The sequence below is a fragment of the Enterococcus sp. AN402 genome, assembly GCF_040719405.1.
Lineage (GTDB): Bacteria > Bacillota > Bacilli > Lactobacillales > Enterococcaceae > Enterococcus > Enterococcus faecalis.
Genome location: NZ_JBFDTM010000004.1, coordinates 381,787 through 407,521, shown reverse-complemented (window position 1 = coordinate 407,521; position 25,735 = coordinate 381,787). Strand labels below are relative to the sequence as shown.

Genomic DNA, 25,735 nt, shown 5'->3' with positions numbered 1-25,735 from the left:
ATTCTTTTGATTAATTAATATTTCGTTCCAAATACGATACGGAAAAGTTCTTCAACAACTTTTTCCCCATCATGAAAAACTCCGCCATCTCTTAATTCTAAAAAGTCTGTCGAAATAACTCGGCATCCTTCTTCACGTAATCCTTGAAAATCATGCTTTACTTGAACTAAATATTCATCATAAATTTCAGGATCCATGTAATTTTCTGGTACTTTTTCTGTGTTAACCAGCACTGTATCAACAAACTTCGCTTGTAGATGCTCGTTTAAGACACGAACATGATCTGCATCCGTAAAATGTTCCGTTTCCCCTTTTTGGGTCATGATGTTACAAATATAGACTACTTCGGCTGCCGTTTGTTTGATGGCTTCACCAATTTCTGTAATAACTAAATTAGGTAAAATACTTGTAAAAAGACTCCCCGGTCCTAACACGACCATGTCTGCTTCTTCAATTGCTTTGACGACTTTACGCGCAGCTCTTGGCTGTTCTTCTCCGTGTGTATTTGTTACAAACACATGGTCAATCGTCTTGCGATCCAGTGCAATTTTTGATTCTCCCACCGCCACTGAGCCATCTTTAAATACGGCATGTAACGTTAATGGCCGTTCTGATGATGGATAAATCCGTCCATCAACATGCATCATTTTTGAAAGCAATTGAATCGCTTCATACGTGCTTCCTCTCATTTCTGAGACAGCAGCAATGATTAAATTACCGATTGCATGATTGGCAAAATGACTATCTGATTTATCAAAACGATATTGAAAAATATCTTCATATAATTGTGGCATATCTGACAATGCCACTAAAACATTTCTTAAATCTCCCGGAGGTGTCATGTTATTAATAGAGGAACGAAGCTCGCCACTACTACCGCCATCATCAGCGACCGTTACGACGGCAGTAATATCAACACTTTGATTTCTTAAACTTTTTAAAATTACTGGCAAGCCTGTTCCACCACCAACAACCACAATCTTCGGTTTACGAATTCGATAGGTTTTCATTAAGAGCGATTAACCGTTTCTTTTCTTTTTAAGCGGTCGCGGTGGGTAATATTTACATGATAATCTTCCTCTTTTAATTCAGCGCCAACACGTTCTGTCAATGCAACAGAGCGATGTTGTCCGCCAGTACAGCCAATTGCAATGGTGACGCTACTTTTACCTTCTTTTTTATATCCCGGTAAGACTGTTCGCAGTAAATCGATAAATTTTGTATAAAATTCATCTGTTTCTGGGAAGCCCATCACATAATCATAAACAGGTTGATCCATTCCAGTTAACGGCCGTAGTTCATCAATATAATGGGGGTTAGGTAAAAAGCGAACATCCATAACGATATCTGCATCAATCGGCAAGCCATATTTAAAGCCGAAGGACACCATTTCCACTCGAAATTCGTGTGTCTCTCTCGTTGCTAGTTCTTTATTCAAACGTTCCCGCAATTGACGAGGGGACAAGTCCGTGGTATCAATAACCAACTGAGCATCCGCCTTGATTTCTTCCAGCATTGCACGTTCTTTACGAATACCTTCTGTCACTAAACCATCCATCGCCATTGGATGCGCACGGCGTGTCTCTTTATAACGAGAAACTAACTCTTCATCGGTGGCATCTAAAAATAAAATCGTTGTATCAATAAAATTAGTATTTTCAAGTTCGACTAACATATCCTGAATTTCTCTAAAGAAGGTCCGTGAACGTAAATCGATCACTAACGCAATCTTGGTAACTTTTCCAGATTCTTTAATTAATTCCCAAAATTTTGGGATTAAGCTTGGTGGTAAATTGTCGATACAGAAATAGCCCATGTCTTCAAAGCTTTGAACAGCGACTGTTTTTCCAGCGCCACTCATTCCTGTAATAATAACCAGTTGTAAATTTTCTGGCATATTCAACACTCCCTTCACTTGCATCACTATATTATAACACCCCGGGCGTATCAAAGAAAGCTTTTCAATCATTCTTATAAAGATTTCTATTCTTTTATAGAAAAACAGCATTGACATTTTTGTCAACGCTGTTTTAATTGCTGAATTATATTGTATAACTGTGTGTTATTTTAATACAAACTCAATTTCTGTTTTATCAGTAAAATTAGCTTCAAACTCAAATTGTTTTACTTGTTCATTCACGGCTAACTTTTTCGTAATGTGTTCTTTAATTTGTTCATTTGTAGCTGTTTTGATTGACAATCCATCTAAAAGAGTCATGATTTTGTCTTGTGCTGCCTTACCTTCTAATTCTAAATCAGCAGATTCATCTTCATACGTTGCTTCAATTGTTCCGTTCGATTTTATTTCATAGGTGAACTCAATTTCATTTTCGTCGTATTCGATTTCTACGTCAATCTCTTGAAGACTGACAACAGTTGGTGTCGGTGTGGTTAGTTCATTGTCTGCTGTTTCATGGTCCCCACCAACTTCAGGAGTTACGGTTTCCCACTTAAAGGTACCAATTTTAGCTGTTGCTAGATAGGGATTATTAATGGTAATGACTTTCAATTGAAGGTCTGAATGGTTGGCGATATCTGTTAAAATCCCCAGAGCCTGATATGTATTTTGTGTAAAACGTGTCGCAATATTTTGCGCATCAATTGTGGAATAGCCTAATGTTTCCCAGGTGATTTGTTGCTTTAATTCCTGATGAACGGCTTGTACTGTCGCCGGCTCCAATTGAATGCCCGTTGCTTCTTTTAAGTCTTTCTTGGTAAAACTCATTACTTTTTCATGGTCTGATTGTGAAATTAAAGTAGCTGCTTCCATTGTGTTACTATGTACAAAAGGTGTGATTCCGATAGCTAAGACCATTCCTGCTGTTAATAAACTTGTTGTTATTTTTTTGTTTTTCATTTAAGACTTCCCTTCGTGTTCATTGTTATTTTGTTAATAAACATAGTATATCTTTTAATTACACATTAAGTCAACATTTATTTTTAATTTTTATTAAAAAATATTTGTTATTTTATAATAAAAGAACCTTGTTTCCCATAAAAACAAGGTTCTTTATTTAATCATTAATGTTTATTTCAGAACACGTTTTAAATAATATCCTGTGTAACTGTCTTTGACTTTAGCAACTTCTTCTGGTGTTCCAGTCGCCACGATCGTCCCACCACCGTCGCCACCTTCTGGCCCTAGATCAATCACATGATCCGCAGATTTGATGACATCCAAGTTATGTTCAATCACTAAAACGGTATTGCCCGCTTCCACTAAACGCTCTAATACTAGAAGCAACCGCGCAATATCATCGGTATGCAAGCCTGTTGTTGGTTCATCCAGAATATAAAAGTTTTTCCCATTAGAATTTTTATGAAGTTCACTCGCTAGCTTCATCCGCTGTGCTTCCCCACCAGATAAAGTAGTTGCTGGCTGCCCCAATGTCACATAGCCTAAGCCTACATCCACAATTGTTTGCAATTTACGATGAATTTTAGGGATATGTTTGAAAAATTCTACGGCATCTTCCACCGTCATATCTAAAATATCAGAAATGTTTTTGCCTTTATAATGAACTTCTAACGTCTCAGAATTATAACGTTTGCCATGACAAACTTCGCAAGGCACATAGACGTCAGGTAAAAAATGCATTTCAATTTTGATGATACCATCCCCGCGACAAGCTTCACAACGGCCACCTTTGACGTTAAAACTAAAGCGACCTTTTTTATAGCCACGAACCTTGGCTTCATTTGTTTGGGCAAACAAATCGCGAATATCATCAAAAACACTAGTATAAGTCGCTGGATTACTTCTTGGTGTTCGACCAATTGGACTTTGGTCAATGTCAACAATCTTTTCAATGGCTTCATAACCAGTGATACTTTTGTGTTTCCCAGGTTTATTGGAATTACGATTTAATTTTTGGGCCAGCGCTTTTTTCAAAATTTGATTGACTAAAGTACTTTTCCCTGAACCTGAAACACCTGTGACAGCAACAAATTCACCCAGCGGAAATTCAACACTGACATTTTTTAAATTATTTTCACTGGCACCAGTGACTTTGATCGCTTTGCCATTGCCTTTGCGACGTTCTTTTGGCACAGGAATCACTTTTTTCCCAGAAAGATATTGTCCAGTCAATGAATGCGGATTTTTAGCAACCTCTTCCGGCGTACCAGCGGCTACAATTTCACCGCCCAGATGTCCAGCGCCAGGTCCCACATCAATCAAGTAATCCGAAGCCATCATTGTATCTTCATCATGTTCCACCACAATTAATGTATTGCCTAAGTCCCGCATTTTTTTCAATGAGTCAATCAAGCGGTCGTTATCTCGTTGATGCAAACCAATTGATGGTTCATCTAAAATGTAAAGGACGCCTGATAAGTTTGATCCAATTTGTGTTGCTAAGCGAATTCTTTGTGCTTCTCCGCCAGAAAGTGTGCCGGCAGCTCGACTTAAGGTTAAGTAATCTAACCCGACATTTTTTAAGAAGGTTAACCGATCTTCGACTTCTTTTAAAATTGGCCGAGCAATCGTTGTTTCTTGTTCAGATAAAGACACACCTTCAAAAAATTGGACCGCATTTTTTATTGCTAATTCACTGACTTCACCAATGTGCGTGCCATTGATTTTTACAGCTAAAGCTTGCGGATTCAAACGATACCCTTGACAGCTTCGACAAGTCAATTCTGTCATGTATAACCGCATTTGATCTCGTGTAAAATCGCTATTCGTTTCATGATAACGTCGTTTAATATTTTTTAAAATCCCTTCAAATGGCACTTCCACATCACGAACACCACCAAAGTCATTTTCATAATGAAAATGAAAGTTTTTCTCGCCAGAACCATTTAAAATAATTTCTTGTTGGTCTGCAGGTAATTCTTCAAACGGCGTATCCATATCAATCCCAAAACTGGTGGCTGCTTGCTCCAACATTTGTGGATAATATTGGGAACTAATAGGGTTCCACGGAACAATGGCCCCTTCTCTCAAGGTTTTAGTGGGGTCTGGAATCACTAAGTCTTTGTCCACTTCTAATTTAACACCTAAACCATCACAATCGGGACAAGCGCCAAATGGTGCATTAAATGAAAACAAGCGCGGTTCCAATTCACCGACTGTGAACCCACAATAAGGACAAGCATAATGTTCACTAAACAACATCTCTTCTTGACCAATCACATCAACAATTGCGTAACCTTCAGCTAAACGCAAAGCCGCTTCAAACGAATCGAACAAGCGAGAGCGAATGCCTTCTTTCACAACGATACGGTCAATCACAATCGCAATATCATGTTTTTTATTTTTTTCAAGTTCTGGTGCCTCACTAACATCATAGGTTTCACCATCCACCCGCATTCTGACATACCCTTCACGTTGGATCATTTCAAACACTTTTTTATGTTGGCCTTTTTTCTTGACCACAACAGGCGCCAAAATTTGAATTTTTGTTCGCTCTGGTAGCTCTAAGACTTTATCAACCATCTGTTCAACAGACTGACTGGTAATTTCAATATGATCGTTAGGACAAATTGGATGACCTACCCGAGCAAATAACAATCGTAAATAATCATTGATTTCCGTGACCGTCCCCACTGTTGAACGCGGGTTTTTACTTGTCGTCTTTTGATCAATTGAAATCGCTGGACTTAAACCATCGATGCTGTCAACATCTGGTTTATCCATCTGTCCCAAAAATTGTCGCGCATAAGCAGAGAGACTCTCTACATAACGTCGTTGCCCTTCTGCGTAAAGCGTATCAAATGCTAATGAACTTTTGCCAGAACCAGATAGTCCAGTTACAACAACCATTTTGTCACGAGGAATCGTGACATCAATATTTTTTAAGTTATGGGCGCGTGCACCATGAATCACAATTTTATCATTTGCCATATATGTTCTCCTTTTACTAAATCTCTTACGTCAAATCATTTCAAGTCATTCTATAGAGAAAAGATTAGTAAAAGATACGATGGCTCATCGTATCTTTTACTTAATCCGTTGGTTGACTTATTTGGCAGCTTTCAATTCAAGAATGGTATCTCGTAATGTGGCTGCAGTTTCGAAGTCTAATGCTTTGGCCGCATCTTTCATTTCTCTTTCAAGTTTCATTAATAAATCAGCTTTTTCTTGTCTTGATAAATCTTCATATGATTTATCCAATTGAACCACTGTTTCATCTTTATCAGCTGTTTTGGAAATAGAAATCAAATCACGAATTTCTTTAATAATTGTTTTTGGTTCAATGCCATGTTCTTCATTATATGCTTCTTGGATTGCCCGACGTCGTGCCGTTTCATCCATAGCTCGTTGCATCGAATCGGTGATTTTATCTGCATACATAATGACTTTTCCTTCAGCGTTCCGGGCAGCCCGTCCCATCGTTTGCACTAACGAGCGTTCACTACGTAAGAAGCCTTCTTTATCTGCATCTAGAATCGCAATTAAGGAAACTTCTGGCACATCGATTCCTTCACGTAATAAGTTAATACCTATTAGAATATCAAATTCGCCTAATCGTAAATCGCGAATGATCTCCGTTCTTTCCAGTGTTTTTATATCACTATGCAAATATTTAACTTTTAAGCCTAATTCTTTGAAATAGTCGGTTAAATCTTCGGCCATTTTCTTCGTTAAGGTTGTGACAAACACCCGCTGATCTTTTTCGATCCGTTCATGAATTTCGCCCACCAAGTCATCAATTTGACCCATAATTGGGCGAATTTCTACTTCTGGATCTAGTAAACCTGTTGGTCGAATGATTTGTTGAACAACAGTCTCTGTTTGTTCCATTTCATAAGGTCCTGGTGTTGCCGATACATAAACAATTTGGTTTACATGTTGTTCAAATTCTTCTAAACGAAGCGGTCGGTTATCAAGTGCACTTGGTAAACGGAAACCATAGTCCACTAACATTTGTTTCCGTGCTCGGTCGCCATTATACATCCCTCTAATTTGCGGCATTGTTACATGAGACTCATCGATTACAAGTAAGAAGTCATCTGGGAAAAAGTCCAACAGCGTATATGGCGGCTCCCCTTCTTGGCGACCATCCATATGTCGAGAGTAATTTTCAATCCCTGACGTGTAGCCCATCTCTCTCATCATCTCAATATCATAGTTGGTTCGCTGTTCCAAACGTTGGGCTTCCAATAATTTGTTTTCACTGCGAAGCACTTTCAAACGTGCCTCTAATTCTTCTTGGATCTGCGAAATGGCGTGTTCCATATGTTCTTCGTTCGTCACAAAGTGTGTTGCTGGAAAAATAGCGACATGCTCTGTTTCGCCGACAATTTCACCAGTTAACGCATCTACTTCACGAATTCGATCAATTTCGTCTCCGAAAAATTCAACACGTAGCGCATGCTCATCCCGTGAAGCTGGGAATATCTCAACCACATCACCGCGGACACGAAAACGCCCCCGTTGAAAATCAATATCATTTCGTTCAAATTGAATATCGACTAAGCTTTTTAGTAACTCATTACGATCCATTTCCATTCCCACACGTAATGAAACAACTTGTTGACTGTATTCCCGCGGATCCCCTAAACCAAAAATACAAGAAACTGATGCTACCACGATGACATCGTTTCGTTCCAATAAAGAACTTGTCGCTGAATGGCGTAGTTTATCAATTTCATCATTAATACTGGAATCTTTTTCAATATATGTATCACTTGAGGGTACATATGCTTCTGGTTGATAATAATCATAGTAACTGACAAAATACTCGACCGCATTATCTGGGAAAAATTCTTTAAATTCCCCGTATAATTGTCCAGCTAGTGTTTTATTATGTGCAATCACTAATGTTGGTTTGTTCACTTCTTGAATCACATTAGAGATTGTAAATGTTTTACCTGTTCCGGTCGCTCCAAGTAAAATTTGAGCTTTTTCTCCACCTTTGACACCGTCAACTAGTTCAGCAATAGCGGCTGGCTGATCTCCGGCAGGCTCATATTTAGAAGCCAAATGAAAGGTATTGGAAGTTTCTCTTTCGATCATTTATAACTCCCCCTCAAAGTGTCTAATTTCTCTTAAATTATCGGCCCATTCTGGCAGAATGTCCACTTATTAGTTTAACATACCGAACATATTTTCGCCACTTTTGCTGTTTCGGACTTCAACTGATCTTAATCTTTTGTTCTTAATTTCTATGTCACATTTTATAACATGTAATGTAAGGAAATTAGAGTTTTTTTCTCTTTTTAGCGTTCAAATACTTGTCAGCTTCCTATTTCTTACTATATAATTGTTCAATATGCAAAACTAGGAGGTATTTTATGAAAAGGAAACACTTTTTACTTTCTTTCTTTGTGATGATGGTAACTCTGCTAACATTCATTAGTGGCACTTCAGCACATGCAGAAGGAAAGAAATATACAATTGGAACGGATTTAACATTCGCCCCTTTTGAATTCCAAGACTCAAAAGGAAAATACATTGGTATTGACGTTGATTTATTAGATGCGATTGCCAAAGATCAAGATTTTGAAGTGGATTTAAAACCATTAGGCTTCGATAGTGCAGTCCAAGCGATTCAATCTAAACAAATTGATGGCATGATTGCTGGAATGAGTATTACGGATGAGCGAAAAAAATCCTTTGATTTTTCAGATCCATACTTCGATAGCGGTTTACAATTAGCGGTTAAAAAAGGAAACGACAAAATTAAATCATATGATGATTTAAAAGGCAAAACGGTTGCGGCTAAAGTTGGAACTGAAAGTGCCAACTTCCTTGAAAAAAATAAAGAGAAATATGACTACACCATCAAAAATTTTGACGATGCAACGGGTCTTTATAAAGCCTTAGAAAACGGCGAAGCGGATGCAATCGTTGATGATTATCCTGTATTGGGTTACGCAGTTAAAAATGGGCAAAAATTACAATTAGTTGGTGATAAAGAAACAGGCAGTTCTTACGGTTTCGCAGTGAAAAAAGGACAAAACCCTGAATTAATCAAAAAGTTCAACGCTGGTTTGAAAAATCTTAAAGACAATGGTACTTATGATAAAATTTTAAACAACTACTTAGCGACAGGTGATGAAACAAACACACAAGACGCTGGCGAACAGATGAAAAAAATCACTCCTAAAAAAGAGAAATATGTGATTGCTAGTGATTCTACGTTTGCTCCGTTTGAGTTTCAAAATGCCCAAGGCGATTATGTCGGAATTGATGTAGATTTAGTCAAACGTGCAGCTGAATTGCAAGGTTTTACTGTTGAATTTAAATTTATTGGTTTTAGTTCTGCTGTCCAAGCTGTTGAATCTGGTCAAGCAGATGGGATGGTTGCAGGCATGACGATTACGGATGATCGTAAAAAAGCCTTCGACTTCTCTGTTCCTTACTTTGATAGCGGTATTCAAATTGCGGTCAAAAAAGGCAATGACAAAATTAAATCGTATGATGATTTAAAAGGCAAAAAAGTCGGCGTAAAAATTGGTACTGAAAGTGCTGATTTCTTAGAAAAAAATAAAAAGAAATATGATTACTCAATTAAGTATTTAGACACAACTGATGCATTATACAGTGCGTTAGAAATTGGCGAAGTTGATGCCATGATGGATGATTATCCTGTCATTGGCTACGGGGTTGCGCAAAATCAACCACTAGCGACACCAATTCCTCGTGAAAAAGGTGGTTCTTACGGTTTTGCTGTCAAAAAAGGGCAAAATCCTGAACTACTTGAAATGTTTAACGAAGGCTTAAAAGAAATGAAACGTACAGGTGAATACGATAAAATTATCGGCACTTACGTGAAAGATGGCAACGAAGCCAAAGAAGAAACAGCTGACGAATCTACGTTTGTTGGCTTTATGCAAAACAACTGGAAACAATTGTTACACGGTTTATGGATGACGATTCTATTAACGTTGATTTCCTTCGTACTTGCTTTAATTGTCGGCGTTATTTTTGGATTATTCAGCGTTTCACCAATCAAAGCATTACGTGTACTTTCAACCATTTATGTTGATTTAATTCGCGGAATTCCTTTAATGGTCTTAGCGTTCTTCATCTATTTCGGATTACCTGGTGTGCTGGGCTTTAATATCCCGGTCTTCATTGCTGGGATTATCACATTAACTTTAAATGCCAGTGCCTATATTTCTGAAATTGTGCGCGGCGGAATCAAAGCTGTTCCAGTTGGCCAAATGGAAGCTTCAAGAAGTTTAGGTCTTTCCTATAATCGGACAATGCAAAAAATTATTTTACCACAAGCGATTCGCATTATGATTCCTTCATTCATTAACCAATTTGTTATTTCATTGAAAGATACAACTATCCTTTCAGCAATTGGCTTAATCGAACTACTACAAACAGGAAAAATTATTGTTGCTCGGACATTACAAAGTACAATGGTTTACTTCGTTATTGCGTTAATCTACTTAATTTTAATTACTAGCTTAACTAAATTAGCGAAAAACCTTGAAAAGAAGGTGAACTAATATGACTGAAAAAATCTTAGTTGAACATTTAGTAAAAAAATATGGTGACAACACGGTCTTAAACGACATTAATGTTTCTATTAACGAAGGCGATGTAGTCTGCGTCATCGGTCCTTCTGGTTCTGGTAAAAGTACTTTTTTACGTTGCTTGAATCAATTAGAAGAAGCTTCTAGCGGAGACATTATTATTGATGGTGCGAACTTGACAGATAAAAATACGGACATCAACCAAGTCCGTCAACATATCGGCATGGTTTTCCAACATTTCAATTTGTTTCCACATTTATCTATTTTAGAAAATATTGTTTTAGCACCAACCGATTTAGGTCGCTTATCAAAAGACGAAGCGGAGAAAAAAGCGTTAGAACTTTTAGAACGTGTTGGGTTGGCAGATAAAAAAGATGCCTATCCAGATTCTTTATCTGGTGGTCAAAAACAACGTGTCGCAATTGCACGTGCGTTAGCGATGAATCCTGATATTATGCTTTTCGATGAGCCAACATCAGCTCTTGATCCAGAAATGGTTGGCGATGTTCTTGGTGTAATGAAAGATTTAGCAAAACAAGGAATGACAATGGTCATAGTTACTCACGAAATGGGCTTTGCAAAAGAAGTGGCTAATCGAGTAATGTTCATTGATGGCGGTAACTTCCTAGAAGATGGTTCGCCAGAGCAAGTCTTTGAAAATCCTCAAAACCCTCGAACAAAAGATTTCTTAGATAAAGTATTAAATATTTAAACAAAAGCACTTGGCGCGCGCTAGCGCCCAAGTGCTTTATTTTATGGTTAAATTGTTTCCGTGACAGAGACAGATTGAACGTGCCCTTTTTCTTTTAAGAGATGGTGCAAGTTGGAATGCCAGAAATCTTCTTTGCCTACATAAGAAATCTTTGCTGTCACTGCCTCTTGTTCGGATTCCAAAGTCAATTCTACTAAGCGCTCCCCTTTTTCTAAAGAAGCTTGAAGTTGTTCATGCAGTCGGCTTTCTTTAATCATGGGTTCCTTCATTTTTACGATAAGCTGCAATCGTTTTAAAGGAGTTTTTCGTTTAAAATGGGCCAGAGCTAATACTAGCAAAGTTGCCACGAGATTGATAAATGCAATGGTTAAAAAACCCATCCCAATGACTAAACCAATAATAGTAACATTCCACATCATTACTGCTGTTGTTAACCCAGAGACTTTCCTTTCTCTAAAAACGATAATCCCCGCACCGAGAAAGCCTACACCACTAATCACTTGGGCGCCATATCGTGTAATATCCATAGAAATAATGGACGCCAAGGCGCTATTTTGTTTCACCACATCGACTAAAATATCCACCGATTGAATCTGTAAAATGGAAATCGTACAGGAGGCCAAACATAAAATGGCATTACTACTGATACCGAAGCCTTTTCTTTTAATACTTCTTTCTAACCCAATCAATGCTCCAAAAACCACGGCTAGAGCCATCCGAATGACAACGTCGGTGAGAGAAAGTTCAATCATTTTTAAAGAATTCATCGCTTTCTCTCCTTTCTTGCAAGTGACTATTTGACTTATTTTGTATTAACTAATAAACGCAAGCCATTAAAAATGACCACTAAGGTACTTCCTTCATGAATAAGTACGCTAAATGCGATATTCGCAATACCTAAAAAGTTCAAGATAATTAACGTTGCTACCACTAACATTGAAAAAATAATATTTTGCTGCACAATTTTATTCAAGCGTTTTGAGACACGGTGAGCATAGCCTAATTTAGAAAGATCATTTTTCATCACTACCACGTCTGCAACATCGATAGCAATGTCTGTACCATCCCCCATCGCCACTCCGATATCAGCATTCACTAAAGCGGGCGCATCGTTAATGCCATCACCAACCATCCCTGTCATTCCTACTTCGCGTTTTAATTGATCAACAATCGCTGATTTTTCCTCAGGTAAAACATTAGCAAAAACTTGGTCCACGCCTACTAAGCGACCAACTGCTTCACCCGTAAGTTTTGCATCTCCTGTAATCATTGTTGTTTCAATATTTTGTGACTTGAAATAGTGAATGGCGTTCATTGCTTCTTCATTAGGAACATCCATCAATGCCACTAAACCAATCACTTGTTCATTTTCGGCAAAGTACACTACCGTTTTGCCTTCACTCGCTAATTTCGTTGTTTGTTTCTCAATGATTGTTGGCACTTGTTCAAAACTAGATGGTTTACCCATTCTAAAAGTTGTGTCTGCAATGGTCGTTACTAAACCCACCCCGACAATATTTTCTACTTCTAAATTTAAAGCCGTTGTTTCTGCTTCAAAGCGATTAACAATCGCCGTCGCCAATGGATGATTGGATTTTTTCTCCATATTTGTTAAAACAGCTACTAATTCGTCTTGGCGATCTTCTAAGCCATCAACAAAAAGATAATCTGTGACCTCAGGTTTGCCTTTTGTTAGTGTGCCTGTTTTATCAAAAGCGAGTGCTTTCACTTCAGCTAAATTTGATAAGAATGAGCCACCTTTAAACAAAACGCCTTGTTTCGCTAAATTGGAAATTCCTGATAAAGTTGCCGGAACGGCACTCGCTGCTAATGCACAAGGGGAGGCAGCAATTAAGAAGACCAAGCCTCTGTAAAAACTTTCAGCCCAAGTCAATTGGAAAAGTAATGCGCCACCTAAAACAATTAGTGGAAAAACTGCTAAAACTAGTGTGACATATTTCGGTTCAAATCGTTTAATTTTGCTTGCAATTTCTGATTGATTTTCTTGTGATTGGTTCACGAGCTGTACGATTTTTGCAAAAACTGTTTCTGAACTATCTTTCGTTACTTCAACAACAATTGTGCCTGAACCGTTCATGGTACTACCAAAAACTGCGTCCCCGCTATTTTTTTCTTTGGGAATACTTTCCCCATTAATAGATGATTCATCCACAGCGGTACTTCCTTCAATCACGACGCCATCTGTCGGGATTTGGGCACCATTGAGGACTTGCACGCGGTCACCAATCTTCAATTGTTCAACTGACACAGTTTGAATTGAGCCGTCATCTGTTATCAGGCGAGCTTCTGTTGGATTTAAATTTAATAGTTTTGTAATTTCACGTTGGCTTTTGCCTTGGGCATAATCTTCAAGGAAATGCGCCGCCGCAAAAATCAAAATCAACAATGCTGATTCTTCAAAACTTCCCATTAATGCTGAACCAACTGCAGCTAAGGTCATTAACAAATGAATATTAGGCGAAAACTTTCGATTGTTTTTCGTATCCCGATACGTATCTCCAAAGCCTTCCCCAATAATATGATAACCAGCTAAAATAGCAGCTAACGAGAAAAGAATATTTTTCACTAAGAGCATGTTCCCTAAAAATAAACCGATAAAGAAAAGAGCCAATCCTGTAAAAAAGAGAATAACTGGAACGTTTTTACCTTTTTCTTCATGTGTGTGTGCACCTGTTTGTTTTGACATTGTTATGCGCCTCCTCATCAATGTTTTTCTATTCATATGAATGTATATTCATATTATAAAACACTTGGGTGGTTTTGTAAAGACTTAAACACAAAGACAAGCGATGATTCTATTCGATAGGATCACCGCTTGTCTTTGTCGATTCTTTTTGATGTTGATATTTTTCTTCTTGAATAGTCAATAATGATTGCGTTAAATTGACCCAATCAATCGAACGAGGTGGATCCAGCCAAACCATAACTTTACTCTGTTCTTCTTGATACAAGTTATTTAAATTGGTAATCACCACATCTGGTAAGGTATCTGATAACGGGTCAATAATTTCTACATTTAAATTCACATAGACGGATAAATTTTTTTTGATAAATTGGTTATACTCTTTTCCATAAGAAAAATCAATTAGGACCTTGGCTGGCTCTGCAATTAAACGAACCGGAACATGATTAATTAGCAACAATAGATAGTTAAAAAACAAACAGTGATTGGCTTTCGCAATTTTTTTATGTTTTGCTGTTAACCAACGAATATATTCAATTAAATAAAAATAAAATTCCGGATATGTTTGCTTAAAAAACTGTAAATCCATTTCAAAATCGTCAAACATATTAATCGGAAAGTAAATAACATTGAAATGAATAATTGCTAACCCTTCTTCTAGAGTATTCCTTGTTGACTCCTCTAAACAATTAAATGCTTTTTCAAAACTTCCAATGAAAACACGAGTTAAGCTTTCAATCGTAGGATCTTCGTGAATAACATATTTTTTCTCTAGTTTGCCATGCAAATACAAGAAAAAAACAATCGTATACGTTAATGATTTTGAGGTCAATGCCCATGCCACTTGCGATTTTTTTATTAGTTCCTCTGAAAATGTATTCAGTGCACGCGTATCGATCCCTTCCACCGCACGTCCTTCGTTGTTAATCATAATAGCTAAATAATGGAAAAAATTGCGTCGCTCATAGGTGGTGAAAGTATAGTTTAACTCAACAGACTGTAATACACGTTTCGCTTCATTATAGACTTTTACCGAATATAGTTCGGAAATTGGTTGATTGGAAAGCGTGAACAATTTATACAAAAAAAATGAAATTGCTTTTTGATTGCCGACAATTTCCCGCTTACTAAAATAGATCTGATACTCCTTTAAGGCTTTTTTTAGCCGCTGTAAGGTACTATACGCCACAGAGGTGCTGACATGATTACATTCAGCAAACTTTGTCAAACTATAATTTCCTCTAAAGTAAGACAACACTAATTTAAAAGAGAGCGATTCTGTTAAGTATTTCGTGAGCAAAAGTTTACTTGAATAGTTTCCATCAATTTCAAGTGTAACATCTACATCAGAAACGACTAAAGTTAAGCTGTCGCTTAACTTTAGATTGTCAATATCTGCTTTTAATTTTTCTAATGTTTTTTTGACTAAAAAATTCGACATTGATAATTCTTCGCGAAGTGCAATAAAAGTACCTGATAGCGTGGGACTTTCTTCTAAATGCCTTAGCAAGGAATAACTTCGTTGATCTTCTTTATTTAAAAAAATTTCATAATTCATCATTTATCAGTTCTTTCTCCCATAAATAGCCGTTCCTACTAATTCCTGTATGAAATTCAAGTAAAAAGTGTTTTGCCCCTCCGTTCCAGCACCGCCTGTGCTATTTGGTACAATGGTGATATGGCTAGCATCAAATAATTCATCCGTGAAAAATACTTGATGCTGACTTTTCTTGGAAGAAGGCCTTTCTTCATTTGTTTTTGGATTATTGGTTTTCACTTCTTTTTTACTAACTTCTTCGCTACTTTCTTCCGCTTGCGTATCGCTAGTAATAGTACTTTCATTTGTTTCTTCCATTTTTTCTGGTGTGCCAGTATTCTCAATCGGATAAATTTCTTCTGTTGGATTGGTCGGATTATAAATTGGATTCCGTTCTTCTGCTGCTTGCACAGTGGTTACTTGAAAAAACGAGAGTAACAATGTACTCCATAATAGTAAATGTTTGTATTTATCCATTTTTCTCACATATATTGCCAAATACTTTAGCTACATAACAAAACAAAAAATATAACTAGTAAAGTGGTATCAGACGATATTTAACAATACTCCTTCTTATTATTTCTTTTTTTGAGTTAGGTTTGTTGAATAAACTGCATGTTTGATAAGTAAAAACAAACAAAAACGTTGCCGATAATCAAATCAAAAATTAACTACTCTTTATATTTCTCTTTCGTTTTTTTCCTGTTTCTTTTTTCGCCAAATCAACCAGGCAATGATTAAAATTACTATCAATAATAGTAGTAAGCCAATCATCAAATATAAATTCGAATGATTTTCTTTTAAGGTGACATCTTTTTCATTTAATTCTTTGGCAACTTCACCATTAATTGTAAAGTCTTTTTCAAATTGCCATTGATTTCTAAAAGATATCGATTCATTGTTTATTGATTTTTTAAATGAGCCTGCAGCATCTTTATTCCCAACAACGGTCATAGACAAATGGTAATCTCCTGGCTTAAGCGGTTGCCCTTTTAGCGCAATGGGAACAGAAAAATTGGTATTTGGCGCAATTTGCATGTTTGCTTTTTCCTCTTTATATAAAACTTCTTCATGCCCCTTTTTGGTAATCTCTACCGAAAATGCAACTTGGTTAATATATGTTTTTTGATCATTTTGTAGATTGACTAAAATCACATTTCTAGCATTAATCTGTCCTGGTGAGACTTTTTTCAAAAGTAAATTCGGCTCAACCTTTTTTTTATTTTGTTGCATCAATAATGCAACGACATACGAATATTCATTTTTAATGGATAACCCTTGACTCTTATCGTCTTGGCGTTTGCCTTCATCCGACGTTTCTTCTTTAAAAGTGATACCACTAGCTAACACTCCATCAAAGGGTGTATTAGGCATTTTGACGTTAATAGAAACCGTTTGTTCACTTTTCGGTTTTAAACGAACTGAGCTAGGGTATTGAACGTAGTCTTTTATATCAAACGCTAAACTTTGATCTTTTTTCCCCTTATTTTCACCATACTCCACGATTACATTTGAATTGGTAATGGCACTATTGATGGAAATACCTACCTTTACTTCTTTATCTGTATCATTGCGCAAGTTCACTTTCAACTCAGTTTCTTCATTTGGTGCTAGTAATAAATCAAAGTAAGTTTTTTCTTTATCTACTTGTTTTTCTGATGGAATAGGCGTAACCGCAAAATTAAATTCACTGGCATAACCATTGCTAGGTACTAACGCTAAAAGAATTAGTAGTATCGGAAAAAAAAGAAATCGTTGTTTTTTTCTGTTCAAATTATTTACTCCTTTTCTATATGTAGTGAATAGCAGGTAACCATGTTTCCTGCTATTCTTCTTTTTAAAACTCGTTTAATTTCCTGGAGCGTCTGTCAACGTCCATGTTAATTTTGTGGCGTATTTTTCAGCGTATTTGGTTGTAGAACCTGGAACAGTTAACTCAATACTTTTAGCAGCTGTAGTTGCATCTGTTCCCCAATCAAATAAATAAGTTCCTGCACCGTTTCCTTTCGCTGCACTCATTACATCTGATTGACTACCATCTGAATTTAGCGTGATTGTGGCTGGGCCTGTTGGTTTGCCTGAATCTGAAGCAGTCACTACATTTCCGTTTTTAAACGTGATAGCTGCCCCAGTCAATTCTTTACCAGAAGTTGATTTAAATTGTCCTTCTTGTTTCACTTTTAATGACCAGCCAGCTTCGGTTCCACGGTTATCTGTTACTTGGACATAGTTAGGCCCTTCTTTGACTTCATCGGTTGCGCCTACTGTCTTGTATTTTTGGGTAGCAGCAAAATAAGTCTGATCCTTCGACGTGATTTTTTGAACACCGAAGTCTAGACTTGACGCATAATCAATTGACAACGGACCGTTTGTTCCTGGATTAGGACCTTCAGGATCTGTTGGGTCAATAGGATCAACTGGATTAGTTGGATCCGTTGGGTCAACCGGATTAGTTGGATCTTCACTTGGTGTAAATTCTACGATACCATTAGATGTATAACTACCGCCATCTTCTGCAAAGGCTTGAGAAGTCATGCCTAAGCTCCCTAAAATAAATGTGGATAAACATACTGTTGTTACTTTTTTCATTTTCTTTTCTCCATTCTTTTCTTTAATTTCCTGGTACGTCTTCTAACGCCCAAGATAAACGAGCTTTAAATGTTCCAACTCTTTGATAAGCTACAGGAACATTGATTTGAATTCCTTGTTGTTTTGATTCATCAAGTAATGCTGTTAAATCTGTTTCACCTTTCTGATTACTTTCTAAAAGCGTAATTGCCTCATTTGTAATCTGAGAGCTTCCAGCAGTTGAAACGAAAGAAAAAACATCTGGCATTACAATTGAATCATTCGTTAACGGTTGCGTTTGCTTTAGTTGCAAGCGCCAATTATTTGCGTTACGTTCATCCACAACTTTGAGTCCTTCGGTGGGATGCCCAAGTTTAATTAGTGGTTGATTACGTATCTTTTCCGTACCAAAAGTAATCTGTTTTGGTGCCTCTTTAAAATATAGTTCCCCTAAACGATAGTAAAAATAAATATCTTTTGTTTCCTCTGTCATTGTTCCTTCCGCATTGCCTGAGTCTTTTGTAAAAATATAGCCAGAAATATCTAGGGGTTTTTCTTGATAGGGTGCACCAATTTTCCCTGTTACACTTTTAGGTGGAGCAATATCTTTACCTTCCGCGTCTTTATAAAAAACGGTTACTGTTTTTTCTGTTGGTTTAGGAATAGTAATCGTTACATTATTTGACTTTTGCAGTAAGGTTCCTTCTTCATAATAGTCAAAGTTCATAGTTAAAACTTTTTCGGGCGTATTATCTTGAAGGGTTGTTTTTAATTCAATAATCATGTCCTTCTTTAAAACTAGGTAGTCATTTAAAGCAATTGTTAAGTGATTCCCTGTTTGTGTCAGATCTTTGGCTGCTACCTTTTTACCATCAATCATTAATGAATTTTCTTCATATGCTAATTCATCAGGTAAGTCAATGCTTACTTGCGGTTGACGATCTTCGATAAAGTCATTGTCAATATTCAACGTATTCCGTAGTCTCACCTGATCATTTTTCACTGCTTCAACAGCTGAGCTAAACTCCTGACCATTCACGCTAAGGGCTGCTTGTGACGTAACGTTGGTAGGAATTTGTGTCATTGCTAAAGCATTCTCTTGGTATTTGCCACCTGTAGAGGATGTAAAGCCCCAATAAACCGTTGTTGCGCCAAATTGTGCATTTAAATCTGAAACTACATACGTATTCGTGCCCACACCTTCTAAATCATATGTTAATGCTTTGGTTGCGGCACTCCAATGAACAGTCAACATGCGCCAGGTTCCATTAGATAGATAGGTTGGCGCAACGGTGACGCCTGAATGCTCCCCTGTATAGCTGTTGTTATTAGCTTTCGGAGTGACAAAAGCTAAATGCCCATTTCCCTTATCTTGTGAAATTTCTCGGTCCATTCGGTTGGAACTACCAGTATTTTTATAGGTATCAAACTCAATCGATAAGGCATTTCTAACATAAGGTTGACCCGCTTTCGTGGAGTATGCACCGATTCCCATCCCAGGTGAACCAATGACTTCTTGAGGCGTTGTGGACATTCTAGGATCATTCGTTAAGGTAAAGGTCATACCATCACCAGCATTTGCATACTCGTTTCCTAAATACAAATAACTTTTAAAGGTAAAATCCGACAATAAACTGATTGGTTTTTTTGACCAAATAGCGCCTTTTTGTGATTTAACAGCTGGGTTTAGTTGTAATAACTTCCCACCTTCTAAAATACTTGTTGCATTTCCAATTGGCTCTTGAAATACCTTGTCGATTGGAATGATATTAGGATCATCAGGCAATGAAGTAGCGTATGGCGCAGCCAACATGCGCGGCTGTGGTTCAACTATCGCCGATTCCGTTGCACTGTTATCGTCATCCTTTTGTTGTTTGCTAGGTTCTAAAGTAGCCGTTGATTGGTCTGTTTCTGCTGGATGATTATCGGTTGTTGTTGTCGTTTCTAGGGAAGGTTCTTGCTCTAATTTTTCCGAGTGAGAAGGAGCGCTAGTTGCCTGATCATTGGCCGATTCCTCCACTATTTCCCGATTGACTTCGTTGATATTTGTCGAAGGATTACTAATCGCTTCGCTAGTAATAGGCGCAAGGATTAGTAAGAATAAACTACTTGCCAAAAAGACTAGGCTTTGTTTGTTTCGCATCTCTCTTCACCTCTACTTTTTAAATTCCTGGTACATCCGTCAACGTCCACAATAATTTTGTTTGATATTTCACGGCATCTTTAGGGGTTGACCCTGGTACTGATAGCGCAACATCTTTTGTAACATTAACATTGTGTACCGTATTGGTTTCATCGCGTTCTGCAACCACTTCTACTTTGCCCCAATAAGTAGCCCAAGTTCCTGCACCGGTTCCTTGCTTCGCAGCTACCACTAGCGATGCGGTTCCTGGAACAAGGGCAATCTTATTTGTTGCCTCTGGTTTCACAACATTTTGCGCATTACTATTAACGTTCGGGTTAGCTAAAGAAATTTGCGCACCTGTCAACTGACTATTTAAAGTAGCCTTTGTTGCTTTAAATTGCTCCTTTTGCGTAACCGTTAAAGACCAACCACTATTGGTTCCTCTATTATCAGAAATTTGCACAAAATTTGGTGTTTCTTTTTGATTTTCTTGATATTGCTGTGCTCTTGCAAAATATACTTGGTCTTTATTCGAAATACGATTTTTCCCAAAGTCAAAACTTGAAGCATAATCAATAGACAGCGGTCCTTGGGTACCAGGATTGGGACCTTCTGGGTCTGTCGGATCAATTGGTTTGACTGGCTTTTCTGGATCGGGATTTTCTGGATCAACTGGCTCTGTCGGATCTACGTTCGGAATAAATTCTATTAAACCATTCGAACGATACTCTTTTGGCTCTTCTGCCTTCGCTTGTAAGGACCAACCAGCAACTGCAAATGTACTGCATAGAACGATTCCTGTGAATTGTTTTTTCATTGCTTTTCTCCTTTATTTAATTATTAGCGGGAGTATCTTCTAATGCCCAAACTAACTTCGTTGAATATTGTTGTGCAAGCTTTACAGATTTTCCGGGAACGAATAGTTGGACAGCTTCTTTATTTGTTGCTTCATTTGAACCAAAGCGATAAACCCAAGTCCCAACACCTGTTTCTTTTTTAGCGTTCATCGCTAGATTATTATTTACACCAGGTGTTAAGGAAATAGTACTACTGACTTCAGTAGGTTTATATTTTTCATCCACCATTGAAGCAGCTTCTGCCTTTGTAAACGTCAATTGAGCGCCGACTAGTTCTTCTCCAGTAGCTGTTTTAAATTGTTCAGGTTGGGAAAGCGTTAGTTTCCATCCTGCTAACGTTCCTCTTTTATCAGTTACTTGTACATAGGTTGGTTTTTTTGAACCATCTTTCATTTCATCTGGCGCAGCATAATACGTTTGATCTGCCGTAGAAATCTTTTGTGCACCAAATTTAAATTTTGACCCATAATCAATTGATAAGGCACCACCCGTTCCTGGCCCTGGAGGATCAATTGGGTCTACTGGATCAGTAGGATCGGGATTTTCTGGATCAACAGGCGGTGTGATTTCATTATCACCTGCTTCAAAAGTAATTGTGCCTTCTGTATTGTATTCTTTCGGAAAAGTTTCTGCTGCTGATGCGTTTATTGCTTGAAACCCTACGCCTAAAAGTATGGTTGCCGATGTAAGTAAAACAGTTTTTTTCATTAATTAAACTCCTTCTCTCGTTTCATTTTATTAATTAAATAAATGACTATCCCCAACAAACTAACTCCTATCAAGGAATACAGCGGATTTTCAGACTCGCCTGTTTTAGGTAAAACTGCTTGTCCAGAAGCAGCTAAATTGTTTCTTCCCTGTTCTTCTGATTGTTGGGTATCCGCTACGTCATTTGACTCTTTTTCATTCTCATAAACGTAGGTACCATAGAAGCTCGCTTGACCATTTGATTCATAATTATTTTCTTCAGCCATAACGCTTTTTGTTTGCAACCCAATGATCAATAGCCCTAAACATACCAAACTAAACCTTTTTATGATTTTCATCTGAATTCCTCCTTCCCCATTTTCAACATTGACTGGCCCAGCCAATAAACATTATATAAAAGAAATATTTATTAGATTTTTTTATTTTTTTCAGACGCTTTTAAAAAATAAAATGGTTTTAGCTAAGAAAGCTTTAAAATCAACACTTTTAAAGACAAAAAAATAAACAAAAAAACTTCGAAAAATAATTTTCGAAGTTTTTTTGTTTATTTTTTTATTATTTTTATACTTCAACCGCTTCTAACAAAGCCAAACGTTCAGCAACTTCTGCTTCTGTTAAATTATGTTTTTTTACATAACGGTTGGCAGGATGCTGGCTACATTCTAATGAGCAGCCACCTAAATGTTTATGTTCATTTTCTTCTGAAGTTAAGATTTGACGATTACATTCTGGGTTTGCACAGTTAATATAGCGTTCGCAAGGTGTTCCATCAAACCAATCTTTCCCAATAACTTTTTTATCAACGTGATTAATTTCGACACTGATTCGGTCATCAAAGACATACATTTTGCCATCCCAAAGTTCGCCACGTGTTTCTGGATTTTTTCCATAGTTGGCGATACCACCATGCAATTGAGCAACATCTTCAAATCCTTCTTTTAATAACCAGCCAGAAAATTTTTCACAGCGAATCCCGCCAGTACAATAGGTAACAATTTTTTTATCCATAAATTGTTCTTTGTTCTCGCGAATCCATTGTGGTAACTCACGGAAGCTACGGATATCTGGGCGCACGGCACCACGGAAATGACCTAAATCATATTCATAATCGTTACGAGCATCGATTACAACAGTGTCTTCGTCTAATAAGGCTTCTTTAAATTCTGCAGGTTCCAAATATTTCCCCGTCGTTTCTAATGGATCAACGTCTTCTTCTAAGTTCAACGCCACTAATTCAGAACGTGGGCGAACAAACATTTTGCGGAACGCCATTTCTTCTGCTGGATCAATTTTAAAGAATGTATCCTTAAAGCGCTCATCTGCTTGCATTGCTTCCATGTACTTTTCTGTTTCTTCGACAGTACCAGATAACGTTCCGTTAATCCCTTCTGTCGCTACTAAAATACGGCCTTTTAAATTTAATGATTTGCAAAAAGCTAGATGCTCTTTCGCAAAAGCTTCTGGATCTTCAATTGTTGTATATTTGTAATAAAGTAATACTTGGTATTTCATCTTGTTTTCCCCTTTTGTATAAAGTCATTCTATCCCATTATACGGTGAATAAAAAAGGGAAAGCGATTATTTTGCTTGTGTATTTACACACAATAAAAAAAGCCTGATAAACGGCGGGAACAGAACCAACACTACGCGTTGCTCCGATCTCAACAACTTCTAAGGTGTTTTCTCGACATGCGTCTCGTCACAGTACACCCTTCAAAAGAGCTACAGCTCTAAGAGTTGCGATGTTTCACTGTGAAGCATGAACAGATGAAATCATCGTACCTACTTGGTGAAGGTCCTTCGGAAATAAGCCGAAATTGTTGAGAATCACGAAGAACGTAGTGATTCGATGATGAACAATACCTACTTGGTCTCCAAAAATTAAAGAGCAATTTTCGGAAATTCCTTCTTATTGCTGAGAAACACTATTTGCAAAGCAAATAGATGTTAATCAGTACCTACTTGGTTCTCGGAGCTAAACGGTTCTGTCCCGACCTCTTCTATATACTACTCCTTTTCAGAAGTCGCGGCGAGTTGTTCTTGCAATTCACCTAAAAGTTCAATTTGAATATTTTGGATTTTTACCAAATTTTCTAGTTGATTATTGATAATATAATCCATTTTCTCATGTAATAAATTAATTTCTACTTCTGCTTTTAAGTTAATTTTATAATCATTATTCGCTTGTTCTCTGTCACGGGCTTCTTGTCTGTTTTGACTCATCATAATAATCGGTGCTTGGATAGCTGCTAAACAAGATAAGGCGAGATTTAGCAAAATATAAGGATATTTGTCAAATGGTTGTCCCAATAAAGTGGTAGAGTTAATCACGATCCAAGCAATCAACACGAAGCAAAAGAAGCCAATAAACACCCAGCTACCGCCAAATTTAGCAATGGTATCCGCTGCTCGTTGGCCAAAGGTTAATTTCTTTTCCATCTTTTCATTCATATTATTGGAAATCAGCTTATCTTCTTTGATATGTTGAACCACCAATTCATTCAGTTGTTGGATTTTTTCAGAATCATTTGCGACCAATTGTTTCATGTAATCCAAACGATAATTAAGTAACTCCGCCAATGTAATCATCGATTCAGCTGTCAATTGTGGATTGTTTTGGAGAATAAAAGCTTGCGTTTCCTGTTCTATATCTTGAAGATAAATGTTTTTTTTCGTTGATTCACCAATAACAACTTGTTTATTTTTTGATTGCTTCATCTTCGTCACTCCCTTTGATCGTTCTTCCCTTTATTTTAATATAAAGTCTCTCAGAAGAAACCTAAAAAGGCTTTGGAGTGATCGTTGTTGCTTCTGCTTTAAAATTTAACAGTTAAATTGGTTACATCATGGAACAACGAACCAATTAATTCTTTGTATTTCGCTGGATTCACACAATTAGTTAGCAATATGACCCCTGTCTTCATATCTTTTGAAAATAAAACCAGGGCTTGTTGACCCGCTTCAACGCCGTGTAAACGTAAATAATTATCATGAACATAGATGCCGCCATGATAAGAGCTTTGCTGAGAAGACGTCCATAATTTTTGCAAAAGTGCGGTGGAAACTAAATGTCCACTCGTTAATTGATGTAAGTACCAATACAAATCACCTGTCGTCATATCCACATTACCAGTCCCAAATTCATGGGCAAAACTAGCTGCAGGAATTGAGAGCACTTGGTTATATGAATTATCTTCTGTCCATTTATAACTTGTTGAATTATTGGGCTGTTCCAATAAGGTTTCATAGAAGCCAAAATTCTTTAAACCAGCCGTTTTGTGATAAAGATTATTAAATAATTCTTGATAGGTACGTTGATACATTTTCTCTAACATTCCTGCTAAAAGGACAAAATTTACTGGGGAATAATTGTATTTTCCTTTATTGACTTGAATGGTATTTTGTTTAACAAATTGAATAATTTCTTCATCGGTAACGATATTATTAGGCATTGCTGATAACTTTAAACCACTTGTCATATTCAACATATCGCTAATCGTAATATCCTCAGCACCTTGAATTTGCGGATAAAACGTAGCGAGTTTTGTATCTAATGTAAGTTTACCTTCTTCAATTGCTTTTAAGATCAAGGTTGTGGTAAAAGATTTTTGAATTGAGCCAATCTGAAACCTTGTGTTTGGCGTGTTGGCTTGTTGCTTTTCAAAATTGGCAAAGCCATATCCTTTATTTACTAAAACCTGATCATCTTTAATGATCAAAGCCGAACCAATATAATTTGTTTCTTGAATTTTTTGATCAAGTTCGCCACTATCTGGTGCAACTATTTCTTTCGTTAAATTCGCATAATTATCACTTCGGCGATCTTCTTCCAAGACCACTTTCGATTCTTGACTAACTTGTGAATCTCTAGTGAAAAAGAACGTTTTTATTAAATAACCACTACCACCAATCACCACCAACAAACATACTATAAAAAGCCAATTCACTCCTCCATGTCTTTTCTTTGCATGTCGTTTACGCATACCGCTTACCTCCGCCTATTCTATTAACAGCATTATCATACGCTATATTTTCATGAAAATTACAGTTTTTAGTAAAATTTATAAAACTTTCAACTTTTATAAAA

The 25,735-nt window shown here is 37.1% G+C and carries 20 protein-coding genes; 2 read left to right on the top strand and 18 right to left on the bottom strand.

All coding sequences use genetic code 11. From position 1 onward, the window contains the following. Window positions 1-14 precede the first annotated feature (14 nt). The 5 genes from AB1I62_RS03370 to uvrB all read right to left on the bottom strand — a co-directional run bounded on the left by AB1I62_RS03370 (window position 15) and on the right by uvrB (window position 7,963). Window positions 15-1,010: a YvcK family protein gene (locus AB1I62_RS03370; RefSeq protein ID WP_002408004.1), complete on the bottom strand. Its 996-nt coding sequence runs from the start codon at window positions 1,008-1,010 to the stop codon at window positions 15-17. Next, entirely contained in the window at window positions 1,010-1,897 is an 888-nt protein-coding gene (rapZ, locus tag AB1I62_RS03365; protein WP_002355625.1) for an RNase adapter RapZ, read from the bottom strand. The genes AB1I62_RS03370 and rapZ overlap by 1 nt, the downstream gene beginning before the upstream one ends. Window positions 1,898-2,062: 165 nt before the next feature. Next, the gene (locus tag AB1I62_RS03360; RefSeq protein WP_104859605.1) at window positions 2,063-2,857 is read right to left on the bottom strand and encodes a YusW family protein; all 795 of its coding nucleotides are present in this window, start codon (window positions 2,855-2,857) and stop codon (window positions 2,063-2,065) included. Between the two features lie 171 nt (window positions 2,858-3,028). Next, the gene (gene uvrA, locus AB1I62_RS03355; protein ID WP_002361280.1) at window positions 3,029-5,848 is read right to left on the bottom strand and encodes an excinuclease ABC subunit UvrA; all 2,820 of its coding nucleotides are present in this window, start codon (window positions 5,846-5,848) and stop codon (window positions 3,029-3,031) included. Window positions 5,849-5,965: 117 nt separating this feature from the next. Next, window positions 5,966-7,963 (bottom strand): excinuclease ABC subunit UvrB, encoded by a 1,998-nt coding sequence (gene uvrB, locus AB1I62_RS03350; protein WP_002355618.1) that lies wholly within the window; start codon window positions 7,961-7,963, stop codon window positions 5,966-5,968. A gap of 278 nt (window positions 7,964-8,241) precedes the next feature. Between uvrB and AB1I62_RS03345 the strand changes: the two genes are divergently transcribed. Beyond that, window positions 8,242-10,410: an amino acid ABC transporter substrate-binding protein/permease gene (locus tag AB1I62_RS03345; protein ID WP_002361277.1), complete on the top strand. Its 2,169-nt coding sequence runs from the start codon at window positions 8,242-8,244 to the stop codon at window positions 10,408-10,410. A gap of 1 nt (window position 10,411) precedes the next feature. After that, complete coding sequence (locus AB1I62_RS03340) at window positions 10,412-11,149, top strand: amino acid ABC transporter ATP-binding protein (RefSeq protein WP_002355616.1); 738 nt, start codon at window positions 10,412-10,414, stop codon at window positions 11,147-11,149. Window positions 11,150-11,196: 47 nt separating this feature from the next. On the opposite strand, the gene AB1I62_RS03335 is transcribed toward AB1I62_RS03340, so the two are convergent. From AB1I62_RS03335 to AB1I62_RS03275, 13 genes are all read right to left on the bottom strand, one after another. Then, window positions 11,197-11,916, bottom strand: coding sequence for an MgtC/SapB family protein (locus AB1I62_RS03335; protein WP_002361276.1), 720 nt, complete (start codon window positions 11,914-11,916; stop codon window positions 11,197-11,199). Window positions 11,917-11,951: 35 nt separating this feature from the next. Continuing rightward, window positions 11,952-13,856: a heavy metal translocating P-type ATPase gene (locus AB1I62_RS03330; RefSeq protein ID WP_048737347.1), complete on the bottom strand. Its 1,905-nt coding sequence runs from the start codon at window positions 13,854-13,856 to the stop codon at window positions 11,952-11,954. A gap of 109 nt (window positions 13,857-13,965) precedes the next feature. Beyond that, window positions 13,966-15,414, bottom strand: coding sequence for a helix-turn-helix domain-containing protein (locus tag AB1I62_RS03325; protein WP_104859604.1), 1,449 nt, complete (start codon window positions 15,412-15,414; stop codon window positions 13,966-13,968). Between the two features lie 3 nt (window positions 15,415-15,417). Further along, complete coding sequence (locus tag AB1I62_RS03320) at window positions 15,418-15,867, bottom strand: hypothetical protein (protein WP_002390056.1); 450 nt, start codon at window positions 15,865-15,867, stop codon at window positions 15,418-15,420. 201 nt (window positions 15,868-16,068) lie between these two features. Next, window positions 16,069-17,163, bottom strand: a complete 1,095-nt coding sequence (locus AB1I62_RS03315; protein WP_010774524.1) for a DUF916 and DUF3324 domain-containing protein — start codon at window positions 17,161-17,163, stop codon at window positions 16,069-16,071. Window positions 17,164-17,238: 75 nt separating this feature from the next. Then, window positions 17,239-17,979 carry a WxL domain-containing protein gene (locus AB1I62_RS03310; protein WP_002375974.1) on the bottom strand — a complete coding sequence of 247 codons (741 nt, stop codon included), beginning with the start codon at window positions 17,977-17,979 and terminating at the stop codon, window positions 17,239-17,241. Between the two features lie 22 nt (window positions 17,980-18,001). Beyond that, the gene (locus AB1I62_RS03305) at window positions 18,002-20,101 is read right to left on the bottom strand and encodes a MucBP domain-containing protein (RefSeq protein ID WP_104859603.1); all 2,100 of its coding nucleotides are present in this window, start codon (window positions 20,099-20,101) and stop codon (window positions 18,002-18,004) included. Between the two features lie 19 nt (window positions 20,102-20,120). After that, complete coding sequence (locus tag AB1I62_RS03300; RefSeq protein ID WP_104859602.1) at window positions 20,121-20,900, bottom strand: WxL domain-containing protein; 780 nt, start codon at window positions 20,898-20,900, stop codon at window positions 20,121-20,123. Between the two features lie 16 nt (window positions 20,901-20,916). Next, window positions 20,917-21,648, bottom strand: coding sequence for a WxL domain-containing protein (locus tag AB1I62_RS03295; protein ID WP_104859601.1), 732 nt, complete (start codon window positions 21,646-21,648; stop codon window positions 20,917-20,919). After that, window positions 21,648-22,031: an LPXTG cell wall anchor domain-containing protein gene (locus tag AB1I62_RS03290; protein WP_164978382.1), complete on the bottom strand. Its 384-nt coding sequence runs from the start codon at window positions 22,029-22,031 to the stop codon at window positions 21,648-21,650. The genes AB1I62_RS03295 and AB1I62_RS03290 overlap by 1 nt, the downstream gene beginning before the upstream one ends. 178 nt (window positions 22,032-22,209) lie before the next feature. Further along, window positions 22,210-23,160 (bottom strand): rhodanese-related sulfurtransferase, encoded by a 951-nt coding sequence (locus AB1I62_RS03285; protein ID WP_002355603.1) that lies wholly within the window; start codon window positions 23,158-23,160, stop codon window positions 22,210-22,212. 495 nt (window positions 23,161-23,655) lie between these two features. Further along, window positions 23,656-24,366: a DUF1003 domain-containing protein gene (locus tag AB1I62_RS03280; protein ID WP_002355601.1), complete on the bottom strand. Its 711-nt coding sequence runs from the start codon at window positions 24,364-24,366 to the stop codon at window positions 23,656-23,658. Window positions 24,367-24,464: 98 nt separating this feature from the next. Beyond that, on the bottom strand, window positions 24,465-25,631 hold the full coding sequence (locus AB1I62_RS03275; RefSeq protein WP_002386952.1) for a serine hydrolase: 1,167 nt from the start codon (window positions 25,629-25,631) through the stop codon (window positions 24,465-24,467). Between the last annotated feature and the right edge of the window lie 104 nt (window positions 25,632-25,735).